The 20,837-nt window shown below is 49.4% G+C and carries 10 protein-coding genes; all 10 read right to left on the minus strand.

The features are described from left to right. Window positions 1–28 precede the first annotated feature (28 nt). Window positions 29–1,975, minus strand: a complete 1,947-nt coding sequence (locus C8N47_RS16850; RefSeq protein ID WP_211316192.1) for a metallophosphoesterase family protein — start codon at window positions 1,973–1,975, stop codon at window positions 29–31. 9 nt (window positions 1,976–1,984) lie between these two features. Further along, window positions 1,985–4,978: a glycosyl hydrolase 115 family protein gene (locus C8N47_RS16855; protein ID WP_107823747.1), complete on the minus strand. Its 2,994-nt coding sequence runs from the start codon at window positions 4,976–4,978 to the stop codon at window positions 1,985–1,987. Between the two features lie 102 nt (window positions 4,979–5,080). Then, window positions 5,081–6,223 carry an acyltransferase family protein gene (locus C8N47_RS16860; protein WP_107823748.1) on the minus strand — a complete coding sequence of 381 codons (1,143 nt, stop codon included), beginning with the start codon at window positions 6,221–6,223 and terminating at the stop codon, window positions 5,081–5,083. A gap of 2 nt (window positions 6,224–6,225) precedes the next feature. After that, window positions 6,226–8,457: an alpha-N-acetylglucosaminidase gene (locus tag C8N47_RS16865; protein WP_107823749.1), complete on the minus strand. Its 2,232-nt coding sequence runs from the start codon at window positions 8,455–8,457 to the stop codon at window positions 6,226–6,228. Window positions 8,458–8,464: 7 nt separating this feature from the next. Beyond that, window positions 8,465–10,015: a glycoside hydrolase family 28 protein gene (locus C8N47_RS16870; RefSeq protein ID WP_211316193.1), complete on the minus strand. Its 1,551-nt coding sequence runs from the start codon at window positions 10,013–10,015 to the stop codon at window positions 8,465–8,467. A gap of 115 nt (window positions 10,016–10,130) precedes the next feature. Next, entirely contained in the window at window positions 10,131–11,123 is a 993-nt protein-coding gene (locus C8N47_RS16875; RefSeq protein WP_107823750.1) for a family 43 glycosylhydrolase, read from the minus strand. Window positions 11,124–11,166: 43 nt separating this feature from the next. Next, on the minus strand, window positions 11,167–13,458 hold the full coding sequence (locus C8N47_RS16880; protein ID WP_107823765.1) for a GH92 family glycosyl hydrolase: 2,292 nt from the start codon (window positions 13,456–13,458) through the stop codon (window positions 11,167–11,169). A 12-nt stretch (window positions 13,459–13,470) separates the two neighbouring features. Then, the gene (locus tag C8N47_RS16885) at window positions 13,471–15,783 is read right to left on the minus strand and encodes a GH92 family glycosyl hydrolase (protein WP_107823751.1); all 2,313 of its coding nucleotides are present in this window, start codon (window positions 15,781–15,783) and stop codon (window positions 13,471–13,473) included. A 96-nt stretch (window positions 15,784–15,879) separates the two neighbouring features. After that, entirely contained in the window at window positions 15,880–17,499 is a 1,620-nt protein-coding gene (locus C8N47_RS16890; protein ID WP_107823752.1) for a RagB/SusD family nutrient uptake outer membrane protein, read from the minus strand. An 11-nt stretch (window positions 17,500–17,510) separates the two neighbouring features. Beyond that, complete coding sequence (locus C8N47_RS16895; protein ID WP_211316194.1) at window positions 17,511–20,771, minus strand: TonB-dependent receptor; 3,261 nt, start codon at window positions 20,769–20,771, stop codon at window positions 17,511–17,513. Between the last annotated feature and the right edge of the window lie 66 nt (window positions 20,772–20,837).

A 20,837-nucleotide genomic window follows, 5' to 3' on the forward strand; every position in this document is an offset into this window, starting at 1 on the left:
GCATCATTACCCTTCCCAGTACCCCGATTTAATTCAAGGGCACCAGGATCGCGTCTTTTGCGCTTAAACGGATGCTGAAATGATCGGCCGGTGCCCCGTTCAAAAAATGCTCGAAAATATCAGCCAGGTCTTTGAGTTGACCAATCCGTGCTGCGCTTTCCGGCTTTGGAACCGCCTGCTTAACCAATTGAAAGAAATGCTGATAATCTTCCATCCGTTCTGCTCCGATATCGGGTACTGCCAGTTGATCGGCACTGCGTAACCGGTAGAAATCGTAAATCAGGTCTTGTCCCGTCCAATCGCCAGTTGCAGTCGCAGTCGCAGTCCCAGTCGCAGTCTCAGTCGCAGTCGCAGTCCCAGTCCCAGTCCCAGTCCCAGTCCCAGTCGCAGTCCCAGTCGCAGTCGCGGCCGCGGTATTTCGGGTATTTAGAAGAAGGTAATCCAACATTTCCTGCCCGGTTGAACCAATGAGAAAGTTCCGGAGATCTTCCGGCCAATCCTCGTTCAGAAAGCGTAAACGCACCAATTCTTTTAAATGAAAAGCCGTATAATCGTGATAATTGGCTGCGTTCAAAATAGCGGGATTCCAAATTGAAGGACTTTGCAGACTATCAAGGTAAGCGTATTCCTTTTCGTACAGCGGAAACAATTCGTTGAAGCGGGATACTGAATCCAGTTTTATCGTTTCCACTTCCATATTTTCCGCATCGTGAATCGTCAGGAGTTTATAGGCCGGAATATACGCCGCCAACGAAGGAATCTGTACATTCACCAAAAACTTGCCGTCTTCGTAAGTTCGGATCCCTGTATCGTTGATGTGCAGATGCCCGCCAAAGTGCAGCCGGATGCCCGCTTCCGCAAAAGTGCGCGCAACCTCCTCGGCCGGCACCCGGTGAAGCTCCATCCGGTGGTCACCAAAAAGCTTTCGTATCTCCGGACTCGCATCATCATAAAACTCCACCATCGGATAGTGGCTGAAAGCAATCAGCGTTTTCCCTCGCTTTTTAGCCTCCCGGCAAACCTTCGTCACCCAGCTGAGCAAATGCTGTTTATGGGTCAACACCTGGTTATAACCGATACTTGCCCCTTCATAGTTCTCCGGATTTGCACCATCCAAAGCGGCGTCTTCTTTTGGCACGTACACATTGCCATCAATTGCCAGCAACCACAATCCGTCAACCGGCTCTTCCAAATAACTGACATCCGGCAACAGAAAATCCGTCGGCGGAACCGGGTACTTTCGGTTGTCCAGTGCGGCTTCCCGGCTGGCTTTTTCAAAAGAATAGTCATCGTAACTGTAGTCTGAGAAAGCTGTCTCCCAATAGCGATCCGATTGCTTTGGGAAAAAACCAAAGTCGCCCATCTGATCCAAAATTTCGGCATAGCCCATTTTGTGGATATCCGTGGTAATCACCACCGGATTTTCATCTTCACTTTTCGGCTGATACATTCCTTCGCGGCTCATCAAGGCCTGCCGCTTGCCGCCCGCACCCAGGTAATCGGTCTTTCCGGCATCCATCGCAAACGGACGGACCGGGTCGTGGTTGCCGGTTGTTGCAATAAACTGCAAGCCGTATTTCGATTCATAGTCGTGCAAAATCTCCTGCAAGCCGCGGACATTCAGCGGTTGGCCATCATCGCTGAAATCGCCGGGCAGCACCACGAATTTCACGCCCCGGCGAACCACATCGTCCAGGGCAGCCAGAAAAGCAAAATAATTTTCGTTGAACAGCCGGGTCGAATGCAATTGCGCCTCCATCGTTCGCCCAAGCACATAACGTCCGTTCTCCGGATTGAAGACTCCTTTAAAATCGCTGTCGGAAAGTTGGCCGTACAGGTTTTGCAGGTGCACATCCGAGAGAAAAGCAATTTGCAAATCCTTCGGTCCGCTTGCAGGCTTCTCATGACAGCTGATGACGAAAACCAGCAGCATGAATAGCCCCATGCTGCGTTTTATGAATGAATTTCGTTTCACTTTTTTCGTTTATTTTTTTCGTGTTTCAGCCGGGAAAGCATAACTCCCTTTCCAACCACCCAAATCTATTAGGATCTGGTCCAGCATCACGCCCGGATCAACCATCCAGACTTTCAGCTGGTGTTTTCCCGGTTCGGCAATCACTTGTTTGGCCGATTTCACTGCCGCATTTTTCAGCACATTTTGCTTCCACTCATTACTGCGGCCAACTGTTTTAAAGTCGATAATAACGGGCTCTGCGTCGTCGATGGCCACCGCGCAACGAACACCGGCCCCCTCGTAGAACGGATGGGTCGGCACGGCCTGCACCCGAACATCAGTTTCTCCGGCGTTGAAGGTGTAGAAATCGTAAGTCAAAAACGGACTGCCGGATTTTATCTTTGTAGGATCTGTGATTGGTTCTGTTTGGTAAGCGTCGCAAGTGACCACAGCTCCCGAGTAGCCAAGCCCTTTCCATACTTGCCAATTCACCCCTGCACTTCTCTGAATTTGAGCGCTGAAGTTTTCGGCATGGATCGACACGTAGCCATTGCCCTCAACAAAGCCCTCAAAATCCTCCAATTCTTTAAATTTCGGGTTGAAGGTCGACACGCCAATTGTGATTGTGGTGTCTGCCGAACGAAACTCAACCGAGCCATTCACCTTGTAAGCCGGCGGGATCAGCTGGTAATCGTGGCCGAGTGGTGGCTCCTTGGTATTTTCGCCCCGTGGAACCAGGTCCCAATTGATACTTACCCACAAGCGTTGTTCCTGTTCGCCAGCCGCCGTGGTCAGTTTTCCATGATCCGCCGACAAACGAATCCAGGGCTGTTTGGGCTCTGCTTTCCATTCCACTTCGCCTTCGCCTTTCAGGAATACATCCACAAAAGCGGAGTCTTTCAAATAGGCATTCAGCACCGGCAACACATCGGCATAATTGTTTTCAATCTTTTTGTTGGCCTCCATTTCGTAGCCTTCCAGCGCAAGTCCCAAACCAACTTCATCATCACTGGCCGGTACGGCATACGAAGGCTGCGAGAATACCGGCAAATTGCGCGGTTTCATACTCATCATGTTCTTCCACTTGCCATTTTGCAGTTTGGTATTGAAGTATTCGGTTTCCGTTTTAATCTGGTCGTAAGCCGCTTTGGAGCGTGCAGTAAATTCGTTGGCGCTGGTTCGTCCCTGTCGGGCAGCCAACTCATTTTTGTAATGATACAACCACTTCTGATTCATCAGAGAAGCTCCGGTAACCGGGTAATAAACCAGTTCGAAGAAAGCATCTTTTTGCGCAGCAGGAATTTCGTCATCCAGCTTTTTCACCTCTGCCGACAGTTGCTCCCAGGCGCGCAACCGTTGGGTCAATTCATCGTTGTAACGGATTTGCGCCAACTCGGTTTCCTGAGGTTTAGTCGTTGGTTCGGTTTGGCTCCAGGCCATAAACTCGGGACGACGCCTAAAACACAGCTGATAATAATCCATCATCAGCTTTGTTAGCTGAGGCGCCTTCTCTGCACCAAACAGCGACCCCAGCCAGTCTTCCAGGTGCAATTGCACATCCATTGTTCCGGCAAAAGCATCAATATCCCAGGCCATATCCATGAACAGCTCGATATTGTATTCCAGGGGTTTGATATCACCGCAGTTCAAAATCCACAGATCGTGGCAATTAAACTGGTATGCTTTAAACATTTCCTCCCAGATCAACATCGGGCTGGTTGAGCTTAGCCACAGGTAATCGTGCGGGCGTCCCCAGTACGAAGCATGGTAATAAATACCGCCACCGCCCGGGCGCTTTTGCTCTTCGGGCGTGCTTAGCTGGCGAATATATCCGTAGTTGTCGTCGGTCCACATCAGGGTTGCATCCTCCGGAACGTTCAACCCACTTTGATAATAATCAAGCACTTCTTTGTAGGGAATGAACGCCTGCGGCAAGGTTTTCGGGTCTTTTCCGGTTTCTTCCTGCATAATCGCACGCTGATCGGCAATCACCTTTTCCAGAAGTTTAATCTGATCTTCCCTGGTCAGGTCTTTGGCGTTCATCGGCGAATCGTGCTCACCACGCATCCCGATGGTGTAAATACTTTCGAAGTTTGCCGTTGCTTTTGTGCGGGCCTCGAACAAATCGCGGATCGCGTGGGCATTGTTGTCGTAGCGCCATTCGCCCATGGTGTGGTGGTCCCATTCCGCATTGATATTGCACAACATCGGCTCGCAATGCGAGGTACCAACCACAATGGCATAATCGTCGGCGGTTTGCGCATTGCCTTCAATGGTATAAAACGCTTTGGTACAGCCGTGCATAGCCGGCCACACCGTGTTTGCCCGAAGGCGGAGCATCAGTTCGAAGATTTTGGCGTAAGTTTTCGGCCCAATGTCGCCGGTTTCGGGTTCAAAGGTTTTGGCCGCCCAAGGTTGAAGGCCCCAATCTTCGTCGTTCAAAAACAATCCGCGGTATTTCACAGAGGGCGATCCGTACGTTTTCGTTTCAATATTGAGGGTGATTTCCTGCCGTTTGGCTGGTTGCACATCGGCCCACCACTCCCAGGCCGAAACGCCCATTTTACGCGAGAGTTCCAATATTCCGTAAGCCGTTGCGCGACGGTCGCTACCGACAATAACCAGCGCTTTCTTCACCCCGGCAAATGGTTTCGGGAGCACTTGCACCGACCAGCTTTCCCACTTTCCGGTGATGGCTGAAACATCAATTTTTTGATCAGCAATCAGCTGATCGATGATTTTGTTCTGGCCAATTGTACCGGCAATAATCAATTCGGGAGCCGAGTCGGGAATGTCATGAATTATTTCGGGTTGCTGTTCGGTGATCTTCGCCACATCGCCGGCATAAAGGTTCGCGGCTATCGACACAACTTTGGCTTCTTTTTCTGAAATCAAAATCGGTGAAGCAGCCTTCTTCGCTGAAAGGGTAAAGGTGTTTGTTTCGCCCTTTTTTTGAGCATTTGCCTGCAACTGAAAAGACAGGCAAACAAGCAGAATTAGAGCATTGAAAATCGTTGTTTTCATGTTGATTAGTTTCTTGTAATTCGTAAATAGTAGTATCGTTCCGAAAATTAGTCAAACTTTACTACCCGTCAAAAGCGATTGGCCGCCGGACGATGCGCGCGACTATATTTTGATGTAGATTTTCCGGCGGTGCAGCCACCATCCCAGCAACCAGCAAAGCAAAACATAGGCGACAGCTGTCATGAATGCACCGAAGGCCCCGGGGAAAATTTGCTGAAAAATTTGCTCGCTCACCCACTCGAAGGCATCCTGGCTTGAATTGACCGGAATCATCCGCAGCACCACGTAGAACAGTTCTGAAAACAGGTAAATAAACAGGGGATTCTTGCCAAACACGTCGCAGAATTGAACGCCGAAGCGGGTCTTTTTCAGCTCGATCAAATAGATAAGTACGGCCATGATCGACAAATCCAGGCCGACAGTATAAAGCACAAAGGGGCTCGTCCACAGTTTTTTGGAAATTGGGAAAATCAGGTCCCACCAGAGCGCCAGTGAGGTCATCAGGAAACCAGCCATCAATAACATCGCAAGCCCTTCGAACGACTTTCCTTTTTTCTGAATGAACACACCGGCCAGATAGCCCCAAAGTACATTGACGATTGCCGGCAAGGTGCTGAGAATCCCTTCCGGATCGAATGGAATGGCGTCTTTTTTATAAATATGCCCCAGTCCGAGGATTGAAAGGTCGAAGCGGCTGGCGGCGTTGGAGGCCATTTCCAGCCAGGAGCCGGGTTCACCGAAAAAATAGAGAATTCCCCAGTAGCCCAGTAAGATGACGACAGAAATGATTATCGAAGCCTTCTCCGATAAGTACAAAACGATAACGGAGGCGAAAAAATAACACAGCGCAATCCGCTGCAAAACACCCATAATGCGGGTTTCGGCCATTGGCTTCCAAAGGAAACTGCCGTCGTCGCCGAATTTAAAAAACGGGAACCAGTACATCAGGTAGCCCAACAGAAAAATAATCACCGTTCGTTTGATGATCTTCGTCCAGACCTCAGCGGTCGACATGCTTTTCATCTTTTTCATCGAAAAGCTCATGGCATTCCCGACCGCAAACAAGAATGAAGGAAAAACCAGGTCGGCCAACGTGAACCCAAACCACTGCGCGTGTATGAGATAGCCGTAGATCCTGGCTCCGGTTCCGGGCGTATTTACCAGGATCATCAGGACAATGGTGAGCCCCCGGAAAACATCGAGCGACAGAAAGCGCTCCGGCTTTTGTTTGATTGTTTGTTCCATAATCAGTAGTTGTAATGAATTACCGGCAGCGTTTTGGTCAGCGGCGCAATCCGGTCGCGGTATTTTTGATAAAGTTCTTTGGCCACTTCCGTGCAGCTTCCCTGGGCTTCCAACGGAAATTCTTTGTGCGCGGTCACCCAATTCCATTCCCATTGGCTGATTTCATCGTCAAAGGCCTGCTGATCGAAACTGCCCCAATTTTGGGTCACTTCAGTGAAGAATTGCTCCCAACGTGGCTTGTAAAAATCGCTGAGCAGACCGCTCCACTGGCGGTTACTGTATTCGTGCAGGCGGTTGTCAGCTCCGCCCCAAAGGGTAATCAAATCGCGGGCATTTTGCTCGTACAAGGCTTTTTCGTCGGGTGTTGTTCCCCAACTGCGGGCATCAGCAAGCCAGTGCCCCAGCAGAAAATCCTTGCGGGTTGCCAACAGACGGTTCAAATCGTCAATCAACTCCAGAAACTCGCGGCTGTATTTGGCAAAATTTTCCTTGTCGTTGTTTTGGTATGCTGAAGCGATTTGCTGCTGAACCGGCAGTGCATAATTAGCCAGCACCTGGCGGGTTAAGTCAACCAGATCGTACTGAAAACCGTCGGATGTGCCAAACTCAGGAGCTGTTTGGATAAACCGGTCCCAGGCCGGCAACAAATCTTCCGGCGCATAATTCAGCTTGGTGCGCGCCCAGCGGCGATAGCCTTCAAAAGTTGGGCGGGCGACAAGAATCGATTCGGCTCCATCCCGGATCACCTGTCCGTTGAAGACGGTTTGCACCAAAATATCCCAGGCTTTTTCAATGTCGGCATTCGTGCTGCCATAGCGGTTTCGAATGTATTTCGGCAACCATTCTTTCAAATCAATCGGCGTATCGCGCCAGGTATTATCGGTCATCAGCTCGTAAAGCACCGGCGTTTGTTCAATCGCCTCCATGGTCAAACCGATCCCTTTCAGTTGGCCGGATGTGGAATCGTTCAACGCAGCCGCAGGGTGCTCTGCCACATTCTCAATGCGCCCGAACAGGCTGATGTTTCCGCCGAAGTTGTGCAACATGCACCAGATCCATTCTTTTCCGTAGAAAGCCTCCGTGCGTTTCCAGATGGGTTCAATCTCGGCGGCCAGATCCAGAATGATCATCCGGTCGTTGGGAACAGCGCCCAGCAACCCCTGTATTTGCGGAGCTTTCCAAAAATCGCGGTGACTGTAAAACAACCAGCCCTGCATCACCCAAACCGCGTCGGGATCAGCCGATTTCATGCCTTCGAAAATCTTGGCACTTAGTTCCGACAGGTACTGCGGATCATCCGATGGCGGCTCATTTTCATTGAACGTATCGGCTGAGTACAGATGATCTGTTCCATAAATTTCCTGTTGCACCTCCAGGAACTTTTTACCGATCTCGGCAAACAACGGATCATCGGCATCCAGAATGTAGGTGTCATCGAAATCATTTCCCCAGTTGGTTTGCTTCAACTTAGCATTGGGAAAATATTTTTTGAATGAAGCCGGAACGTGGCCCGTAAAAGCCGGTAAAACAGGCTTCATGCCCAACTCACGCTCGCGCTCCAAAATCTTCTTTTGCAATTCACGGTGACTGTCTTTCCAGCTCTTGGGTAACGGGCCGCCCCAGCCATCGAGGTTGCCCATCCAAAACCAGCCGAAATAAGCCGGCCCGCTGAAAAACGGATCCAGGTCCTCATCGGTAAATCCGTACGAACGGTACACTTCATCCCAAATCGACTCTTCACCCGTAATCGCCAGCGGCATGTTGATGCCATGCAGCGCCATCCAGTCAATTTCTTGTTCCCAGCGCTCCCAATCCCACCAGCTCATGGTGTAGTTGAAGGTGCAGTAATTTAGGTAATAGCGATACTCGTAGGGGCTGTCTTTGTGTACTTTTTCGGGAATCACAGGGAGTTCTTCCGGCAGGTTCAGATTCGTTCCGTTCCAGGTAATCTGACAATGACAATATTCAGCCAGGTAATAATACAAAGCTGACGCAACCGACACGCCGTTGTTTCCGCGAAGCAGAATTTTGCCATTCTTCGATTCCAACTCAAACCAGTCGGCCGAATCGGAGGGAAGGATTTCGACCTCAAATTCATTAGCCCGATCGGGAATAATCCGCTGAATTAATTCAACTTCGGGACTTATTTCCTGCGGTTTTACCGCTGCCTGTTGACAGGCATTAAGCAGTGCAACCAGGCAAAAGACGATCAGTATCGTGTATCTGTTGGTCATATCTTATTTATTGAATCGTTTGAATTTGATTTTCAGGAATCGGCATATTGGCATCCTGAACCCCTTTTAATACAATTTGAGGATGAGCACCGGCTCCGGAAAGCTCCAGTTTGTCGATCGCAACCGTTTGAACGTCATCGAAAACAAAAGCGGGGCGATAATCCGGGGCTTCCAGTTTCAAGTTGATATTTTTAAATTGAATCTCCCGGGCATGACGCACATAAAAACCCCAGGCCGGCAATTCACCGAGCATGGAAAACTCAGGGTACTTTTCAACCTGTTCCGGTACGCGGTCCAAATCGCTCAAAGGGATGTAGGCCATTCCCTTGCTTGCCCGTCCCGGATAGGTAATTTCAATATTTTCAAGAACGACGTTTTCAATGCTATGACCGGGAATACCGACAATGGATGCCGGAAAAGGATTGTGAAAGAAGTCAACCTCGGGGCCGCGCAAATCGTAGTCGATATCCGGACGACCAAAAGGAACCTGAACGTTCATATTGGAAATGTGAATATTGCGGACAACTCCGGGCTTTTCGCCGTCGCGGTGCCCCAGGCGAATAAAAATTGCATTGCCGGTATTTTCGGCAACAATATTGTTGACGCGAATATTCTCGATTTGCGCTCCATCGACAGATTCGATGGCGATTGCCGAACGAAAGGTGTCGAAGACGTTGATATTTTCAATCGTCACATTTTTAAACCCGCCGTACGAACCGGTTCCAAATTTCACGGCGCTGGCGCTGCTGCGAACCGTGCAGTTGGCAATGTAAATGCTGTCGTTTGCCTGCCCCGGATGATAGGATTTGAGGCAAATGCCATCGTCGGCCGCGTCGACATTGCAATTCGTAATACGCACATTTACGCAATCGGTAATGTCCATTCCGTCGTTATTCCAATAAGCGCGGTTCGTGATTTTCAGACTATCGAGCACCATATTCCGGCACAAATCGAAGGAAAGTCCCCAGTTGGCGCTGTTTGTCAGCCTCAGGTTTTTGATCGTTATCCCCTCGCATTGCAAAAAGCGAAACAACTTCGGTCGGACCAATTCACTGGGACGCATGCGGCGGTAATTGTAGTTTTTATCGACCAAAATTCCGGCATGGTGCAAACTATCGGCAGCCAGCGCCAGTGCCAGGCCCTGCCCATCGATCGTTCCCTGCCCGGTCAGACTGATATTCTTTGCATTGACCGCCAAAACCAAGCCGAGCTCTGAGTTATCATCGGTCTTGGGGCTTTGGGGCAACAACTCTCGTTCAACTTTAAAATAATCGTAAGGGCTGGTACTCCCCAGCAGCACTGCATCCTTTTCCAAATGCAGTTCAACATGATCTTTCAGCTGTATACAACCGGTCAGGAAGGTTCCCGGGGGGACAATCACCACACCACCACCGTTTGCCGATGCCAGGTCGATGGCTTTCTGAATCGCTTTCGTATTCAACACCTTCCCGCCGGGAACGGCTCCAAAATCAGTAACAATATATTTTGATTCTCCCCGGGAAACATAAACAAAGTTCATCAGCAAGAAGAGAACCAGTAGTTTTCGAAAAATATTCATTGTTCTTATCCTTTATTGGTTAATCTGTTGTGCAATTCTAACGAAGCGCTCCAAAATCGAGGGGCAGAAGCGCGCAACTTCTGTGAATTGAGCGATCCGACTCCTTTCGGAACATTTAAGGCTTCACAAAACTGTCAACACCACCGGGCTTAACTTTCAACATGTTGTGATTGACATCAAAATTCAGGCTATCGAGACACAACTGGCGCAGCACGTAGGCTGAATCCTGCGGAAAAATACGGTGATATAAAATGTAGTCCTGCTCTCCCTCCCGGAATACCGAATGATGCCCCGGCCCGTAAGTTGTGCTGTCGGCTGAGGTCTCCAGTATCGGGCTGTTAGCGCCCGTTTCAAATGGTCCCAAGGGCGAATTGCCAACGGCATAGCCGACCTTGTAAGTAGCATCAATGGCCTTGCCCGACGAGTACATCAGGTAATATTTTCCGAAGCGCTTGATCATGTAGGGCGCTTCAAAATAGTCGGGCGGAGTGATGTTGGCCGGTTCTTCCTGAAAGGAAATCATATCCGGGTTCAATTTGGCAGCCATGCAAATGCCATTCACCCAATTGAAGCCGGAGCCCCAGTACAAATAGGCTTGCCCATCGTCGTCGATGAAACAATCGGCATCAATCGTGTGCACTTTGGGAAAGTCGGCGGCAGCCACCAAAGGCGAATTGTCGTCCTTGGCGTTTTGCCAGGGGCCCAGCGGCGAATCGCTCACCCCAGCCCAGATTTCGCTCCCAACCGAAACATACATGTAGTATTTCCCGTTTGGCGCTTTTCGAACTGAAGGAGCCCAAACCATCGAGCTGTTTGAACTCGCACTCGTACAAGCTTCTTTGGTCGGCCAGTTTAAATGATGGCGATCAAAAGTCAGAAAATCCTTTGTTGAAAAGACGGCCAACTCCTCGCCGCCCCACGGATCAATTGTGGCGTAGATGTAAAAAGTATCGCCATCCTTAACAATGCAAGGATCGGCAAAGTAGCCGTCGATGATTGGATTTTTAATCAACTGCGCTTCGTCATTCGCCTTCCTGGCTGAATTGGTACAAGCAGTTAATGCGACTGCTACAATTAGAAATAAAAATTGTGCTTTGATCTTCTTCATGGTTAATTCTTTTAGTCTGAAGTTTGACGAGACGAACTCGGCGTTACAGTTCCTGATCTGATTTGGATGGAGGCGGAAGCGCCGCTCCCCAGCTTGAAGGCGCGGGCCCCATCTCCAGGATTAGTGTTCCTCCCACAACAATATCGTTGTGCTCAAGCCAGGCTTTGGGAAAATCGTTACCATTCAGTTTGGCCGATTGGATATATTTGTTTTTCGGGTTGAAATTTTTGGCCTGAATGACAAAATCATTTCCGTTTTCCTGATGAATGACTGTCTTTTCAAAATAAGGCGCGTTGATCAGGTAATACGACTGCCCCGCGTTCGGATACAAACCGATCAGATGAAAAGCCAGCCAGGACGACATCGCGCCGGAGTCGTCATTGCCGGGAATGCCGCTGCGACTGCTGTTGAAATTTTCATCAATAATTTGGTGGATGCGTTCGTTGCTCAAATCCGCACGGCCAATCCAGTGATACAGGTTTGGGCTCAGGAAAGACGGCTCATTCGCCACATTATAAAGTTTCTTATCGAACAAGGTGTCGAGGCGTTTTCTGAAAGCCTCTTTGCCTCCTGATTTTTCAACTAGTTTCGCCACATCGTGCGGCACCGAGAGGGAATATTCCCAGGAACTCGCTTCGTAAAAGAAACCACACCACCAGCACACGCAAATCGGCCAGTCCTGCGCAACGGGCGTGTACGGAATGTAGCTGATCCGGCCGTTGCTGGCGTCACACTGAATGCTATCGACCCAGTTGCCACGCGCATCTTTGGGCATAATAAAGCCGCGCGAACCATGATCTTCGATGTCGCGCCACAAGTTTTGCCAGTTGTCTGCCTGCGCAATAAAGCGCCAGTATTCACCTTTGCGCTTGATGCCCCTGGCAACGATTGCCAGGCAATAATCGTCGTAAGCATATTCCAGCGTCCGGTTGCCGGCCCGCACAAAGTTGGTCGACACGTAGCCCAACCGGTTATAGTCGGTCAATCCGCCACGGCCTTCCTTCTCTTCGTTGCCGCCCGGAGGAACCGTAGCGTCTTTCAACATCGCTTCCAAGGCCAGTTTGTAATTAATGCCCTGCAACCCTTTTACAAAAGCGTCGGCGATGACAACTTCAGCATTTGAACCGCCCTGTGTGCGCCCATTGCAATTGCCACTGCGCGCTTCCGGCAAATAACCGTCGCGCTTATAGATTTGCAACATCGCATTTACGATGTCAATTTGCCGCGACGGAGTCAGCAGCGTAATCAGGGGGCTCGACGAACGATAGGTGTCCCAGATGGCATAAAAATCGTCGTAATACGGCCCCTTGTTTTCCCAGTTCGGATTTTCGCCGGTGCGGTCAACCGGCATCAGCATGGTGTGGTACAAGCCGGTGTAAAACATGGTTTTCAATTCGTCCGACGCATCCGGATCAACTTCCACACGAGCGAAATTCGATTCCCATTTTTCGCGATTCTCGTCCAGTGTTTGGTTGAAATTCCAATGCGGAATTTCGTTGTCAATGTTCGCGCGGGCTTTCATCGGGCTCAAAAAGGAAATCCCGATTTTTAGCTGAAGATCATCGCTTGAGCTGCCGAACGAGAGCAAGGCTCCTGTTTTTTCACCCGAGTCGATCTGCATTTTTTGACCCGGAAAAAGCTCGCCATTTTTCCAGGTCGCAAATCCGGTAAAAGGCTGATCGAAAACAGCCGAGAAATAGACTGTGTAAGCTGATCCGTTGTTCCACCCGCCACGAATCCTTGTATAGCCTCGAACTTCAGTTTCTGAAACGATTTCAATTTCGGAGCCCACAAATTGTTGTGCCTCCCGTGCATCCGGATTCGCGATCGCAGGTTCGCCCAAAAACTTTCCCAAGTCGATTTTAATGGCTTTGGCTTTTTCGGGTTGATAGGCAAAATGGTAAAAAGCTGCCCGGTCCGAAGTTGTAATTTCGGTTTGAATGCCCCACTTCTGAAGCACCACACTGTAATAGCCCAGCTCCACCTGTTCGTCGCTTTTCACCGACTCCTGCTCAATCGACTCCAAATCGCCGGAGAAAGGCATGACCGAAACGTTTCCGTATTTGGGGCCACCGCCGGTGCCGCTCACATGCAGCTGGCTGAAGCCGTAGATCGGTTTCGCCGGATCGGCAGCGTAACCACTATTGGACGCGACATCATTATCCGGCCCCGGTTTCACCATTCCGTACGGACAGGATGGACCGATAAAAACATTGCCCAAACCTTCGGAACCAATCAACGGATCGACATAGCGGTGAAGCTGCGCCGGAGCTGTAAAAGCCCAGCAAAGGGCACAAAACAAGAGCACTATTTTAGCTTGAAGTTGTTTTCTCATCATTGGTTTTTTTTAGTCATTCGACAAAGAATAAGGCCGCGCTTTCGTCGCTACACCCCAGGATTTGTTGGGCAGGTCTCCCATCTCAAAATTGATTGTTCCTCCTTTGATCAGGTCGAAATGATTGAAATAATTCAGGTCTGTTTCCTGACCATTCACGTTCATCCCCTGAATGTAATTTTTACCGGAGGATGCTCCCGGAGCATGAATCACCAGTTGTTTCCCACCTTCCAGCTCGATCGTAATTTTGTCGAAATGCGGCCCGGAAATCACATATTCCGGCACCGACGGACAAACCGGATAAAAGCCCAAGGCGGCAAACACGTACCAGGCCGACATTTGCCCCGCATCGTCGTTGCCGCTTAATCCTCCGGGGCCTGTTCCGTATTCATTGACCATGATTTCCGAAACCAGCTGCTGGCTTTTCCAAGGCTGGCCGGAATAATTGTACAAAAACGGAATCTGGTGACCGGGTTCATTCCCGTGCCAATATTGCCCCGAAGCGTGAAACTGATCGAGATTGCAGTTAAAACCATCTTCTCCGCCCATCAAGTCCATCAACCCGCGAACATCCTGCGGAACATACCAGGTGTACTGCCAGGGCGTTCCTTCGGTAATGTATGGCTGACGAATGTATTTGTTGAAGTCGGCGGCCCAGCGGCCATCCAGGTATTTCCCGCGAACACAGGAATCGGCCGGACTGTAAACATTTTGGTAGTTCAGCGCTCTTTTTCTCAGGATCGCTGCCCGCTCCGTATCGCCTCGTTTTTCGGCAATCCGGCTCAAGGTAAAATCATCGAAAGCATATTCGAGCGTTCGCGAAACCTGCTCCTTTTTGTGAAAAGATTCCTGAACGCTGTCTTCCATCGGAATATAACCGTATTCCAAATAAGATTCCAACGCCCGTCGTCCTTTGCCCTCCTTGTATTCGGCAAAGGTTTCCGGCGACTGGAAAGCGTTTTTAAGCAGTAGCTGGTATTGCGCATCGGTCAAATCAATGACATCCTTCGAATAAGCATCCGCAATAGCCGCAGCGGCATGGTCGCCAATCATCGCCGAGGTATAACTGTTCCAGCAGGGGAAAATGGGTAGCCAATTCCCTTGTTGGGCTTTGTCGAGCAGGCTGTACATCATCTCGGCATTCTTTTCGGGCACCAGCAGGTTGAACAACGGATGAGAAGCCCGATAGGTGTCCCACATCGAGAAATCATCGAAATAATCCCGCGAACCGGAGTTCAGAATTTGTTTCCCGCCCGCAAAAGCCGGATAACTGCCATCGACATCATTAAAGGTTCGGGGTTGCAAGAAACTATGGTAAAGCGCCGTGTAGAATTTCACCTTCGCTTCTTCATCGCTTCCCTCAACCTGAACTTTTGAAAGCAGCCTTTCCCAGCTTTCTTTCAGTTGAGTTTTAGCTTGCTCAAAATCCAAATCTGCAGTTTCGGCATCCAGGTTTGCACGGGCTTCGTCAATGCTGGTAAACGAGGTTCCAACTTCAACATAAACCGGCTCGTTTTCGTTCAGGTTGAAAGTCACCCACGCGCCCAGCTTGGCCTGGTTGGCTATCTCTGTTGCTAATTCGGTAATCAGACTGTCCTGGTAAGTTCCGTATTTTTCAAAATCGTGGCTGAAGCGCGCTACAAAGTAACCGCTGAAGCCGGCCGGTTCGCCCCAGCCCTGGTAAATCCGGTGCACCGGATTGTAGCCGGCAATCTCATTCTTTTCGGGTATAATTTGAATGAATCCCTGCCCTTCATCGCTGTTGGGATTGATGACCAGATGCGACTCTCCCCCCTTCTCGAAGGTGAATTTGAAAAGTCCGCAGCGCTTGGTCGCAGTCATTTCCGCTTCAATTGCATAATCATCCAAGCGAACATGATAGAAATACGGCGTTGAAATTTCGTTGTCGTGAGAAAATGATGAGCCTCGTTCCTCCGGAAGACATTTCAGTTCCCCCGCAATTGGCATAATCGTTACACTGCCATAATCCTGCACACAGGAGCCACTCAGCCAGTGGCTTCCCCGAAATCCCTGGATAATTGAATCGGCGTAATAGTACGGAGCCACGCACTTGGTTTCGGTATCTTTGGTTTGAGCTGTCCAGTTGGTCATCCCGAAAGGCACTGTGACAAAAGGCACCACCTGTGAATTATTTTCGGTTCCCTCGCCGTGCTTCAGCGCGCTAATGGTTGTGGAAGGCGCCGTGCCGATTAGTGGGTTCACGTAATCAACATTGCGTTCAATGGATGCTGTATCGGTCATACAACTGATCCCCGTGCAACAAAAGGTCAGCAAAACTGTAGCCTGCAAAAATCGTTTCTTCATTTTACTTCTTATGAATAGAGAAAATACGCGATAGACCGGAAGGGTTAGAAATGAAAAGGGGATGTCCGCCAGAACACCCCTTTTCTTTTCAATGGATTAGTAGCCGTCATTTTGCGACCAGTTGGTATTCTCGTTCAACACACCTGTGGGAACCGGAAAAATCCGTTTGGTCAAATCGGTCTTCGCACTAGGGTTAATGATGTTTTTGTAACCCCAATCATCTTCGAAACGCCCAAAACGAATCAGGTCGTTGCGGCGCCAGTTTTCGTCGAAAAACTCACGGCCTCTTTCGTCCAGCAGTTCATCCAATGTAGGATTTGCGCCGATGGTTGGCGCATTCACATACAAACGGATCTGGTTGAATAAGCTCATGGGTGTGTCTCCGTCGGTCGCGGTTGCTCCGCGAAGAATGGCCTCGCACTTGGTCAGCAGGATATCAGCATAGCGAAAAATCGGAACATCATTATCCTGAGAACGGCTATACAAGCCATAGTCGGTTGGATCCATAATGAACTTATTAAAGCGATAGCCCTGCGACCAGCCGGAAACCGTGTTCCCAACATTCAGATTCTCATCCACATCCTTCAGGGCAATTTCTTTGGTCAACACCACTTGCTCGCCCTTGTAGAGGAAAGGACTTGATGTCACATCATAAGTCGACGGATCGTACTGATACAGAGCTCCTTTAAACAAGGCATCGTTGCGTCGGTCTCCTTCCAGACTAAACAGATCGGCAAACTCCGGGTTAACCGCAAAGTTTCCGGCAGCCGACTTAGCCAGTTTTACGCCGTACAAGCCTGCACCACCTTCGCCGTCAGAATCGCCCTTGCGCCAGGTCCGGAAACGCCCATAGGTCAGTCCATCCTGATTGGCAGCTGTATAAGGCATTGCATAAATGAAATCTTTGATATGGTATCCATTTGTCGGATAAAATTTCTCCAGGTAATCGTCATCCAAGTTGAACAGCCCCGATTGAATGATGTCGTCACATACCGCCACACAATCATCCAGTTTTTCGTTGGCCGCTGTTGCCGACCAGGAAGAACTGGTCACATCCATGGTGTACACATTCCAGTTTATGTACAACTTGGCCAACAGAGCATCCACCATCCAACGGGTTGGCTTTCCATAAGTGGAGGCATCAACCGCAGCATTCACGCCGTCGCGGATTTCCAATAACTCCGACTCAATCCAGCGGGCCACATCGGCTCTCGAACTGCGTTCCAAGGCTTCATCAGCATCCAGCACATGATCCAAAATGGGCACATCACCATAATTATCCATCAAAATAAAATGATAGAAGGCCCTCATAGCGCGGACGGGAGCCGTAACGGCATCGTCGCCCCCCAGATCGACCATGACCTGATTACACTTGGTAATACCACTCGACAAATCGGGCCAAAAGCCGATACAGGCATCGTCGGGCATAAAATTATGCAGGCTCGGATGGGCGTAGTTGCCCGAATCGTAGTAGTCGCCGTCGTAGCTTACGCCCATACATTCATCCGACGAAAAGCTCATCGCCTCGTTGTAACGGCGCCCTAACACGCCCCGAAAGGCGTAATAAACATCCGAAGTTTTTGCTTCGATAGCAATTTCCGAATCCGGATAAGAGGTGTATTGCGATTTTATATCCACATCCAAATCGGTGCAGCTGCTAACCGCAAATGCCATTAGACCGGATGCTATAAGGAATATGATATTTCTTTTTTTCATAGGAATTAAGATTAGAAATTGATATTAAGTCCAAGCATGAACGTCCGGGTACGCGGATAGTAGGACTCCCGGCTGTCGATGCCTGGCGTAAGACCGCTCAGGTTAATCTCAGGATCAAGTCCTTTGTAGTTCGAGATAGTCATCAAATTGTTGCATGTTGCGTATACGCGTAAACCATGAATATAGTCGCCAATTCGGCCAAAGTCGTAACTTAACGACAAGGTTGACAAACGCAGATAGCTGCCGCTTTCCAGATAACGATCCGAGGGAGCCTGTGCATTCACATCCGAGAATTTCTGATTACTGGCCACTTCACTCAACACATTTTTACCGGTTGACACCAACGCAATGTAATTGTACTGAGCGCGGGTTGAATTCAAGACTTTATTACCGGTTACGCCTTGCAGAAATGCTGTAAGTGACCAGTTTTTGTAGGAAAGGGTGTTGTTCCATCCATAAGTTAACTTGGGCTGTGCACTGCCAACCTTCGTCCGATCGGTTTCCTGCGGACTGGTGGTCAGCTCGCCGGTGCGTTCGCCGGTTTCCGCATCGTGCACATAAAACTGAGACACGCCGTTGTCGCTGTATCCGGCCCACTCCCACATGTAGAATGTGCCAATCGCTTCGCCCTCCATAATCCGCTGGACGTTAGCTGTTGAATAACCACCAATATTCGGATTTCCGGCATTGATGTAATCAACAGAGTAAGTTTGGTTTGAAAGACTTACCACCTCATTCTTATTGTGAGACAGATTCAAGGATGTTTCCCATTTGACTTTTTTGGTTTGAACGGGAATCACATTCAACGACAGTTCAATCCCCTTATTGCTGATTTCGCCCACATTGGCAAGCATACTTCCGTAGGGGTAACGGTTGGTCGACACCGCATAACTATAGATCAGATCCTTTGTACTTTTATTGTAGTACTCCAGTGTACCGGTTACCCGGTTTTTCAGGAAGCCAAAATCCATGCCCACATTCAACATACTGGTACGTTCCCATTTCAAATCGGGATTGGCATTGCTTGTGGCCGCCAGGGTACGATAAGGTGAAATATTTCCGGTTGGATCGGTATACGAAAACCAGCCCGAAGCGCCGTAAGTTTGAATGGCCGTAAACGCGTCGAAACCTAACGAGTTACCGCTGACACCATAGCCAATCCGGAACTTCAAATCATCGAACACATTCAGGTTCTTGATAAAATTTTCTTCACTCATCCGCCAGGAGGCCGATGCCGAAGGAAAGGTTGCCCAGCGGTTGTTCTTCCCGAAAGCCGAGCTGCCATCGCGACGCATAGTCGCCTGGAAAATGTATTTACTGTTGTAACTGTAATTGATACGCCCGTAAAAAGAGATCATCCGCAGCGTAGAAAGCGTATACCCGCTGTTGATCCCCGAAATATCCATATTGTTGGCATAGCCCATGTTATAATACTTTAAGGCATCGTTGTAAAAGTTGTACACCGTCAGCCCAAAGCCATCGTTATTATCCGACTGCTCCCACGAATAACCAGCCATCAACCCCAACTTATGAATATCGTTGAAAACCTTGTCGTAGTTCAAGTAGGTTTCCAGCACCTTTTTCTTATTCTCAACAGCGGTACGACTTGCCTGCCCATGCTGCGAAGCAAAAATCTGGGACGCTGCCGTGTTGTAGTTGCTGTAAATGTATTGCTCGTTCTGGTACGAGAGGCCTAAATTATACACCAGACCATCCACAATCGTAAACGCAGCATTGGTGATTCCCTGCATCCGTTTACTCTCCGTGTTATACTCGTCTTCGTAGATCATCGACATTGGATTGTAGTTCTGGGAGATCCCTGAGCTTTGATACCAGCTGCCATCTGCATTTTTTACCGGAACCAGGGGTGAATAATAATTCATCGCATCCAACACGCTGCGTCCCTCGTTCCACATCGGCACATTATGGTTATTGGTAATACTTCCGTTCAGGCTGAATGAAAGGGTTAGCCGGTCGTTCATGGATTTGGTTTGTAAAAATGAACGGGCAATCAAACGATCCATGTCGGTTTCTTTAATAACTCCCTGCTTGTCCAGATAATTTACACTGGCATTATAGCTGGTCTTCTCATCGCCACCATTAATCGAAACATTGTGATTATGGCTGAAACCCGTGCGTTGCATTTGTTTCTGCCAATCGGTGTTGGCTCCTTCATCGTTGGGCAGGCTAACATCATTGGCCAAGGCATAGGCACGAAGCTCTGCTGCGGTCATCATATCCAGATTCTTCAACACGTCATCCACAGCCATGTAAGTGCTGTAGTTGACATTGGTTTTACCGCTTTTAGTTCCCTTTTTGGTGGTGACGATGATCACTCCGTTGGCTGCTTTCGAACCATAGATGGCTGTTGCCGATGCATCCCGCAACACATCCATACTCTCGATATCTTCGGGGGCCACCAGCGATAACGATACGCCCGGAACCCCGTCGATAACATAGTAAGGTTCCTGTGCTGCGCCAGTGCGCAAGGTTGAAGCCCCCCGCAGCGTAATGGACGAACTGCCATTGGGATCGGAGGTTTGCGTAATTGTTAAGCCCGGAACTTTCCCCTGCAACAACTGTGCGGGATCGGTGTACACGCCAACGTTCAGGTCTTCAGCCTTAACGGTGGTAATGGAACTGGACACATCTTTGCGCGTCATTTTTCCGTAGCCAATGGCCACAACCTCGTCAATCCCGATCATCTCAGGCTCCAGCATCACGCTCAGGCTCGGCTGCCCGGTGTAGGCTACTTCCTGAGCTTTCATCCCAACAAACGAAATAACCAGCACCGGGTTTTCACCTTCTGTATTGATGGTGAATTTTCCATCAACATCGGTGGTCGTTCCCATCGAGGTCCCTTTCACAACAACGGTTGCTCCGGGAATCGGATTGCCATCCGGATCAGTAACCAGCCCTTTCACGTTCACCGCCTGCTGCCAGTTGTAAGTTCCCGTGCCCGGCTCCGTTTGCTTCGGGCTTAAAATGATCTGACGATCTTTAATGTCAAATTCCACATTTGTTCCGCGGAAAACTTCACCGAGCACTTCGGCAATGTTACTTTCATGCAGGTTGACATTCACACGGCGTTCAACATCGATAAATTTGTTGCTGTACAAGAAAAAATAGTCGCTGCTTCTTTCAATATGCATCAACACGTCTTTGACCGTTGAATTGTGCATATCCACCGTTATACGGGCAGTCTGGGAATAGGAGTCAAATGCTGCCACCTGTCCGGCAAAAAGCAGCACCACCAGGATTGTTAGTTTCATACATCTCATAAGTTTAGTGACCATGGGATAATCTAATCCCGGGCCAAACCGTTTACGATTTTTTTC

Origin of the sequence: Mangrovibacterium marinum, from assembly GCF_003046625.1 — a bacterium.
GTDB lineage: Bacteria > Bacteroidota > Bacteroidia > Bacteroidales > Prolixibacteraceae > Mangrovibacterium > Mangrovibacterium marinum.

Coding starts and splice junctions, on each gene's coding strand:
- C8N47_RS16855 (WP_107823747.1), bottom strand. CDS start 4,978: ATGAAAACAACGATTTTCAATGCTCTAATTCTGCTTGTTTGCCTGTCT.
- C8N47_RS16860 (WP_107823748.1), bottom strand. CDS start 6,223: ATGGAACAAACAATCAAACAAAAGCCGGAGCGCTTTCTGTCGCTCGAT.
- C8N47_RS16865 (WP_107823749.1), bottom strand. CDS start 8,457: ATGACCAACAGATACACGATACTGATCGTCTTTTGCCTGGTTGCACTG.
- C8N47_RS16870 (WP_211316193.1), bottom strand. CDS start 10,015: ATGAATATTTTTCGAAAACTACTGGTTCTCTTCTTGCTGATGAACTTT.
- C8N47_RS16875 (WP_107823750.1), bottom strand. CDS start 11,123: ATGAAGAAGATCAAAGCACAATTTTTATTTCTAATTGTAGCAGTCGCA.
- C8N47_RS16880 (WP_107823765.1), bottom strand. CDS start 13,458: ATGAGAAAACAACTTCAAGCTAAAATAGTGCTCTTGTTTTGTGCCCTT.
- C8N47_RS16885 (WP_107823751.1), bottom strand. CDS start 15,783: ATGAAGAAACGATTTTTGCAGGCTACAGTTTTGCTGACCTTTTGTTGC.
- C8N47_RS16890 (WP_107823752.1), bottom strand. CDS start 17,499: ATGAAAAAAAGAAATATCATATTCCTTATAGCATCCGGTCTAATGGCA.
- C8N47_RS16895 (WP_211316194.1), bottom strand. CDS start 20,771: ATGAAACTAACAATCCTGGTGGTGCTGCTTTTTGCCGGACAGGTGGCA.